Origin of the sequence: Shewanella decolorationis S12, assembly GCF_000485795.1 — a bacterium.
Classification (GTDB): domain Bacteria; phylum Pseudomonadota; class Gammaproteobacteria; order Enterobacterales; family Shewanellaceae; genus Shewanella; species Shewanella decolorationis.
Window position 1 is genome coordinate 94,239 of record NZ_AXZL01000070.1, and the last position, 7,172, is coordinate 101,410.

Annotated in this window: 6 protein-coding genes; all 6 read left to right on the forward strand. The window is 50.7% G+C overall.

Translation table 11 applies throughout. The features are described 5' to 3' along the window. Positions 1–185 precede the first annotated feature (185 nt). The 6 genes from SHD_RS14015 to SHD_RS14040 all read left to right on the forward strand — a co-directional run bounded on the left by SHD_RS14015 (position 186) and on the right by SHD_RS14040 (position 7,062). Positions 186–1,199, forward strand: coding sequence for an XdhC family protein (locus tag SHD_RS14015; RefSeq protein WP_039978431.1), 1,014 nt, complete (start codon positions 186–188; stop codon positions 1,197–1,199). Then, complete coding sequence (locus tag SHD_RS14020; protein WP_023267724.1) at positions 1,199–1,885, forward strand: nucleotidyltransferase family protein; 687 nt, start codon at positions 1,199–1,201, stop codon at positions 1,883–1,885. Before SHD_RS14015 ends, SHD_RS14020 begins: the two co-directional genes overlap by 1 nt. Before the next feature lie 3 nt (positions 1,886–1,888). Next, complete coding sequence (locus SHD_RS14025) at positions 1,889–2,386, forward strand: (2Fe-2S)-binding protein (protein WP_011625802.1); 498 nt, start codon at positions 1,889–1,891, stop codon at positions 2,384–2,386. A 1-nt stretch (position 2,387) separates the two neighbouring features. Further along, entirely contained in the window at positions 2,388–4,634 is a 2,247-nt protein-coding gene (locus SHD_RS14030) for a xanthine dehydrogenase family protein molybdopterin-binding subunit (RefSeq protein WP_023267725.1), read from the forward strand. 368 nt (positions 4,635–5,002) lie between these two features. Beyond that, a complete protein-coding gene (locus SHD_RS14035) occupies positions 5,003–5,494 on the forward strand; it encodes a DUF1097 domain-containing protein (RefSeq protein ID WP_039978432.1) in 492 nt (163 codons plus the stop codon). Positions 5,495–5,607: 113 nt separating this feature from the next. Then, the gene (locus tag SHD_RS14040) at positions 5,608–7,062 is read left to right on the forward strand and encodes a methyl-accepting chemotaxis protein (RefSeq protein WP_023267727.1); all 1,455 of its coding nucleotides are present in this window, start codon (positions 5,608–5,610) and stop codon (positions 7,060–7,062) included. Positions 7,063–7,172: the final 110 nt, after the last annotated feature.

Consider the following 7,172-nt stretch of genomic DNA (forward strand, 5'->3'; position numbering starts at 1 on the left):
ACAGGGATGTCAATTTTTCAGTTTCTTCCATTCGTGCTTCCGCTTATTTTCCCTTTTAAATTTCAATTGCCTTTGTTAGCTTGTTTTATATTCGGTAAAAATAATACTGATAAATAATGCCGCTAATCGATGAGTACGCTTACCACCCGTGTGCGTCGATGAGTGAAAAAACGGAGCTTAGGTCGATGGATCACCAAATTGAAGACTTATTAGAGCATTGGTTGCCCTTAGCCGATGATGCATGGGTGCTGGCGGTGATCACTCATATTCAAGGCTCGTCCTACCGTAAACCCGGTGCCATGATGCTGTTCCATGAATTTGGTCAAGGCGCCGGGATATTAAGTGGTGGCTGCTTAGAGGCGGATCTGCGTCGCCATGCCCAAAATGCCATGCAGTCACAACAGATTACTTGTGTTACCTACGATGCGACCGATGAGTCCGATGCCAGCTACCGCTTAGGTTGTGGCGGTAAAGTCGATATCATGTTGATCCCACTACTAAAAGAAAATCACGATCTAGGGCTTGTCGAAGTAGCAAAAGCGCTGCGTAAGAGGCAATCAGGGTTTTATCAATTGCCTCTCGCACCTGCGGGCAGTGATGCTCGCAGTTACTCGGCGCAGTTTTATTCGGTGGATAACGCACCTTTTCCAACGGCAGATTTTGCAAAATCAGGGATATTCAGCGCCCCCGAAGGGGATACGTTAATCATTCCCTTAAGACCGCGATTTCATTTAGGGATTTTTGGCGGTGGAATTGATGCCCAGCCAGTGGCGGCGATTGCCCACAGTTTAGGTTGGCAGGTAAGCGTATTTGATACTCGCACCGCGTATGCGCGAACTGCCGATTTTCCCCACGCCCATATCGTTAAGCAAAGTCTTGATGAGGTCGAAGGGCTTATCGCACAGTTGGACTGCGCTGTTGTGATGCACCACAACCTGAACTTGGATGCCGCAGCGCTCAAGGCCATTCAAGCTTTTGATCTTAAATATGTTGCGCTCTTAGGGCCCGCCCATCGGCGGGACAAAGTGCTGGCGATGGCCGACCTCAGTACGGATTCGTTTAGCGGTTATTTCTCGGCGCCCGCGGGGCTAGCCCTTGGTGGTGAGTTACCTAGCGCCATTGCCTTGAGCATTTTAGCCCAATGCCATGGGGTGCTACACGGCGCGCCATGTTCAACCCTCGATGGGATCATGCCCTAATGCAGAGCCGCCAACGCTTGTTAATTGCCGTGCTGGCCGCGGGTGAGAGCCGGCGATTTCAGGGTGTTAAATTGGCGCAGCCATTATCCACGCCAGCGAATGAAGGGCGAGGGCAAAGCATCTTACAACGGCATATTGACCGTCTGGTTCGTTTTACCTCGGCGCCATTGGTAATGGGTGCATCCAATCAAGTCAGTGCTTCGCTGCTGGTGGTGCTCGGTGCCCATGCTAACGAGCTGCTTTGTCAACTTGAGGCTCTTGGGGCGAATCAATTCACGCTACTGCATAATGCCGACTGGCAGACTGGCTTGTCATCGTCACTGCGAGTTGCGGCGGACTATGCAAAAGCGCAGCAGTATGATGGCATGCTACTCACCTTAGCGGATCAGGTTGCGCTGACATTTGAAGACTATCGGCAGTTGATTGAGACTTGGCAAACCAGTCAGCAATCTGTGGCCGCGCTTTATAAACACGAAGCAGGCAAGTTGGATGAATTAGGCGCCCCTGCTATTTTTAATGCCTCAATACTCGATTTATTAACGGATTTGACCGGCGATCGCGGCGCCAAATCCATATTAAAACAACTGGCAAATGTGGGTGAGTTAGTGGCTGTTCCCTTACCCCATGCCGCGATTGATATTGATACTAAAGCCGATCTTGCGTCGTGGTTGGCACTTAAGGAGTGAGTTATGGCAATACCATCCTCGGAGGCGGCAAAGGACCAGAGTCTTGCGATGCCTTCCCAAAACCTGACCATTAACGGCAGATCTTTTACCTTAAATGCGGATCCGAATATGCCTATCCTCTGGGCATTACGGGATATTTTAGGCTTAACGGGCACTAAATATGGCTGCGGTGCAGGGCTTTGCGGCGCCTGTACTGTGCATTTAGATGGTCAGCCTGTGCGCGCCTGTTTAACCAGCGTATCCCAGGCGCAAGGCAAACAACTGACCACGATTGAAGGGCTGGATAATCAAAAGCTTAAAAATGCTTGGGCCGAACACAATGTGCCTCAGTGTGGTTATTGTCAGGCCGGGCAACTAATGTCGGCGGCGGCCTTAGTCACTCAGCATCCCAAACCGTCGGCGGAGCAAATCGATGCTGCCATGTCGGGTAATTTGTGTCGCTGCGGTACCTATCCTCGGATAAAAGCGGCGCTGCAAAGCTATGCCAAACAGGAGGGCTAAGATGAGTACATTCACCGCAGTTGAAAATATCAGTCGCCGCGATGTGTTAAAACTCTTCGGCGCCGTCGGAGGCGGCCTCGCTCTTGGGGCTAGTGGTCTCAGTTGGAGTCCCATGGCATTGGCGCAGGATCAGCAGGCGCGGCTCAATCTGTTTATCGCCATCGGTGAGGATGACAAGGTTTATTTGACCTGCCACCGCTCCGAAATGGGTCAGGGGATCCGCACGGGGATTTTACAAATCTTGGCCGAAGAGCTGGAGGCCGATTGGGATAAAATTGTGCCTATTCAAGGACTCGCCGATAAACGCTACGCCAGCCAAAATACCGATGGCAGCCGCAGTATCCGCGAAAACTATGACCGCATGCGTGAGATGGGCGCGATGGCTCGAACCATGCTTGAGCAAGCCGCCGCAGCCCGCTGGAAAGTCCCCGTGAGTGAGGTGCAGGCCAAAGATCATCAAGTGCTACATGCCAAATCAGGCCGTGCTGCGCGCTTTGGCGAATTAGCCCTAGATGCGGCGGGATTACCACTGCCTGCGGCCGATTCGCTACGATTAAAGGCGGTTAAGGATTTCAAGCAAATTGGAACTTCGCGTCAGATAGTCGATATGCAGGCCATGCTCACGGGCAAGGCCATCTATGGCTATGATATCCAAGTGGATAACATGCTTTATGCCAGCATTATGCGCCCACCCGTATTGGGGAGCGATGTGGCAAGTCTTGACGATAGTGCGGCGCGCAAAGTAGCGGGGGTGGTCGATGTGTACCGTTTACCAACGTCCAAGGGGGCTCCCGCTTTTCAAGCCTTAGGCGGCGTAGCTGTGGTGGCGACAAACACTTGGAGTGCGCTGCAGGGGCGTAAAGCCTTGCAAGTGAGCTGGACTGAGTCTGCCAACAGCAGCCACGATTCTAAAACTTACCTGAAAGAGCTGGTGGATAAGGTACAAGCCCCAGGCAAGGTGGTGCGTCAAGTTGGGGATGAGGTCAAAGCATGGCCGAAGGATGATACCCTCAAGGCGATTTATACCGTGCCTTATCTTATCCATTCCTCCATCGAGCCGCCCGTGGCCACCGCCAATGTGACCGATAAGGGCTGTGAAATTTGGGCATCGACACAAACACCGCAGAGTACCCAGCAAAATGTGGCAGCTGCCTTAGGTATTGCCGAAGATGCGGTGAAAGTGAATGTGACGCTACTGGGCGGTGGCTTTGGACGTAAGTCCAAACCGGATTTCAGTGTGGAGGCGGCGCTACTCTCCAAGCAATTTAAACGGCCGGTGAAGGTGAGTTGGAGCCGTGAGGATGAGATCCAAAACGGTTATTATCATGCTATCAGTGCCCAGTGTTATCAGGCCTTGTTCGATGCCAATAACAAACCCACAGCGCTACTGGCGCGTACGGGCTTCCCGTCGATCAGCTCCACCTTTGCCGAGGGCGTTGAGTATCCATCCGGCGGTGAGTTGGACTTAGGTTTTGTCGATGTGCCCTTTGCCCTGGCAAATTTACGCTACGAGGCCGTTAAGGCCAGCGCCCATAGCCGTATCGGTTGGATGCGCTCGGTATGTAACATTCAACATGGGTTTGGCGTGGGCAGTTTTGTCGATGAAATGGCCCATAAAGCTAAGTTATCTTGTCCCGATATGTGGCGTAGCTTACTGGGTCAAGCGAGGCGAGAGACCTTTGAGAACCAAGGCTTTAAATATGGCAACTATGGCGAAGACTTAACTCGTCACCCCGTTGATGTCGGCCGTTACCTCAAGGTGATTGAGGTGGTTGAACAAGCTCAGGCCAAGGCGCCTAAAGCGGGTAAGAATCAAGGTTGGGGCTTTGCGGTGCACCGCAGTTTTGTGAGTGTGGTGGCGGTGGCAATGCGGGTAGAAGTCGGCGAGGACAAACAGCTTAAAGTGCTGAATGCCATTGCTGCGATTGATGCTGGCACTGTGGTTAACCCCGACAGGGTGAAAGCGCAGACCGAAGGCGCGATAGTCTTTGGCTTAAGCTTGGCGCTTATGGGGGAGATCAGTTACCAACAGGGTAAGGTGATGCAGTCTAACTTCCATGATTATCCGCTTCTACGTTTACCCCAAGTGCCAGAGATGGAGATCATCATTATCGACTCGGATGCACCGCCAGCAGGTGTGGGTGAGCCCGGCGTACCGCCTGTGGCACCTAGCCTGACCAATGCGATATTTGCCGCAACAGGCCTTAGGATCCGAGATCTGCCAGTTAATAAACAGTTAAAGGTGTGATGCTGTAAACCACACCTGAGTGAGCAAAAAAGCGCCTAATAAGCGCTTTTTTCGTTTTTTTACCACAAATAAATTGCTTGTTTGTAAATTTACGGGCATTAATGCCGAAAATTAGCAATAGATCAGGTTTTTGTTACCAGAATAGAGGTAATTTAACCAATATGTTTACTCAAGTGACCTAAGGTATGCGGACTCGCGTACACATTCATTTGAATCGGTTCCTAGTCGGCCTGTGAGTCAATTTTCGATTGCAGATCCCTACTAAAAATTGATCGACACGGAAGTGAAGGGCGCTATAACACCATAATACAGCCGCACCTTAAGCGCATTTGAGTATTTACTTCCGTGAAAACAATAAAGGGGTCATCATGGAAAATCGTTGGCAAGTCGCTATTTCGGCGGGGCTATTAGCCTCTGTCTGGTGTGGTATCGCAGATGCCTTTCATCTCGTTACTTGGATTGGCTTTTTAGGTTGCAGCACGTTTTTTGCTCAGCCTAAGGCGGGTTTTCAAGGCGTGATGATGGCGTGGTGCACCAATCTCTCCGGTGTGTTTTGGGCTTGGCTCATTATCAGCGGTAGCAGTTTTTTCGTATCGCCTGTGGCGGGTTATCTGTTTACGGGTATCGCGACCTCGGCAATGTGCCTACAAGCCAGTTATCAAAAACTCAGTTTTATTCCCGGTGCCTTTATTGGCTGTTGTATTACCTTTGCCATGGCAGGGGATGTCGCCAATATTGTGCCGCCTTTAGTATTGGGCGCCCTGTTAGGTTTTTGTATGAGCTTATTGACGGCGCAGTTAATCACCCTTCGTCAAAAATGGTCAGCATCTACAGGTTCTGAAATCGCCAGTGCCGATTAATTTTCTTTCACTGTCATGTGCGGATGTGTCTGTGCGGTAATAAAGTGATGGAATAGATGAGCTATAATGCTGATTTAGTACCCGATAGCCTTTAGATCTTAGGAAATATCAAGATGAAACAAATCCAGTTTCGTACCATTGATGCCATATTGATCAAATTCAGTCTCAACGGAAAATTTTGGATTGTCTGTTCTATGGTGGCGTTAATCACGGCTACCATTGCACTTATCAATTACCAACATGCTCACCGCAACCTCGAAGCCGCCTCTCTGGCTCGGGTACAGGCGACTGTTGATGCCTTTGCACAAGTCGCGAATGCGCAAAAATTGCAGGGTGATGCCCTGTCACAGTTTGCCCGTGACAATGGTTTAAGTGTTGTCACTCGCCAAGCAGAGGCGCAGCGCCAAAGGGATAATGTGACCGCCAGCGCCAGCGTGGGATCAAGCGGCGCACTTGAGCTGTCGCAAAATGTTGCCCAATGGGAAAGCGACGGTCGCAGCGATGCCAACTTAATGTTTTGGCTCGCGTTAATCGGTTTATTGCCCTTATTCCAGTTAAGCTATTGGATTTCAACCTCCCTCGGCGGTGGTCTGTGGGATATGTACATGGCCATCAAACGCTTAGCCGATGGCGACTTAAGTTTTAGATTAAACTTTTTCGGTACCGATGACTTCAGCTTAATCGCCCGCGAAATTGACCGCTGCGCCGATAATATGAGCGAAATGGTGAGCGCTATCCGCAATAATGCCCAGACGCTCTCCCTTGCCGCCGATGAGTTTAATCAGCAGGCTAAAATCAGCGGTGAGTTAATTGGTGCTCAGCATCAATTTTTAGACTCAGTGGCTGTTGCCATGGCGCAGATGACTTCGGCGATTGAAGAAGTGTCGGTCAATGCCAGCAACACCTCGCTCCAGACCAAAGATAACGCCAGCCAAATGAGTGCCAGCCAAGGACGTATTAGCCATACGGTGGACAGTATTGGTCAACTCTCAACCAAGATTGGTGCGGCCTTTTCATCGGTAGAACAACTATCTAAGGATGCGGCGGCTATCGATGCCGTGGTGACTACCATCAACAGTATTTCCGAGCAGACCAATTTGCTGGCGCTGAATGCGGCGATTGAAGCGGCCCGTGCGGGTGAGCAAGGTCGAGGTTTTGCGGTGGTTGCCGATGAAGTGCGTACCTTAGCGGGACGCACCCAGCAGGCAACAGTAGAGATCCAAGCGATGATCGAAGGCTTACAATCGGGTACTCGTCAGCTCTCCAATATCACCACCGAGATTGTGGACCGCGCCGATGAAGGCCGTAGCGCCATTATTGCCGTGGGCGATGATGTTGAAGGGATGGCGCAATCGGTTAATGCCGTATTCGATATGAGTAGCCAGATTGCCGCATCGGCGGAAGAACAAAGTGTCGCCGCCCGTGATATTGCTGGCCAACTCAATGAGATCCGTCATCAATCCGATACCATTAAACAAACGGCGCAGCGCAGTGTCACCCTAGCGCATGATTTGCAACATGCCTCGGTTCAGCTTGAAGGCATTTTAAAGCAGTATCGAACCAGCTAAGCGATTGCTTTATGTGGATTAGGTTTATGAATCCTCATTAGTTTGGAAGCTTAACGCTCTATCTTTTGGCGAAGCGTAATAGCTAAAAAAATGGCGGTTAAAATTTTTTT

Coding starts and splice junctions, on each gene's coding strand:
- SHD_RS14015 (WP_039978431.1), top strand. CDS start 186: ATGGATCACCAAATTGAAGACTTATTAGAGCATTGGTTGCCCTTAGCC.
- SHD_RS14020 (WP_023267724.1), top strand. CDS start 1,199: ATGCAGAGCCGCCAACGCTTGTTAATTGCCGTGCTGGCCGCGGGTGAG.
- SHD_RS14040 (WP_023267727.1), top strand. CDS start 5,608: ATGAAACAAATCCAGTTTCGTACCATTGATGCCATATTGATCAAATTC.
- SHD_RS14025 (WP_011625802.1), top strand. CDS start 1,889: ATGGCAATACCATCCTCGGAGGCGGCAAAGGACCAGAGTCTTGCGATG.
- SHD_RS14030 (WP_023267725.1), top strand. CDS start 2,388: ATGAGTACATTCACCGCAGTTGAAAATATCAGTCGCCGCGATGTGTTA.
- SHD_RS14035 (WP_039978432.1), top strand. CDS start 5,003: ATGGAAAATCGTTGGCAAGTCGCTATTTCGGCGGGGCTATTAGCCTCT.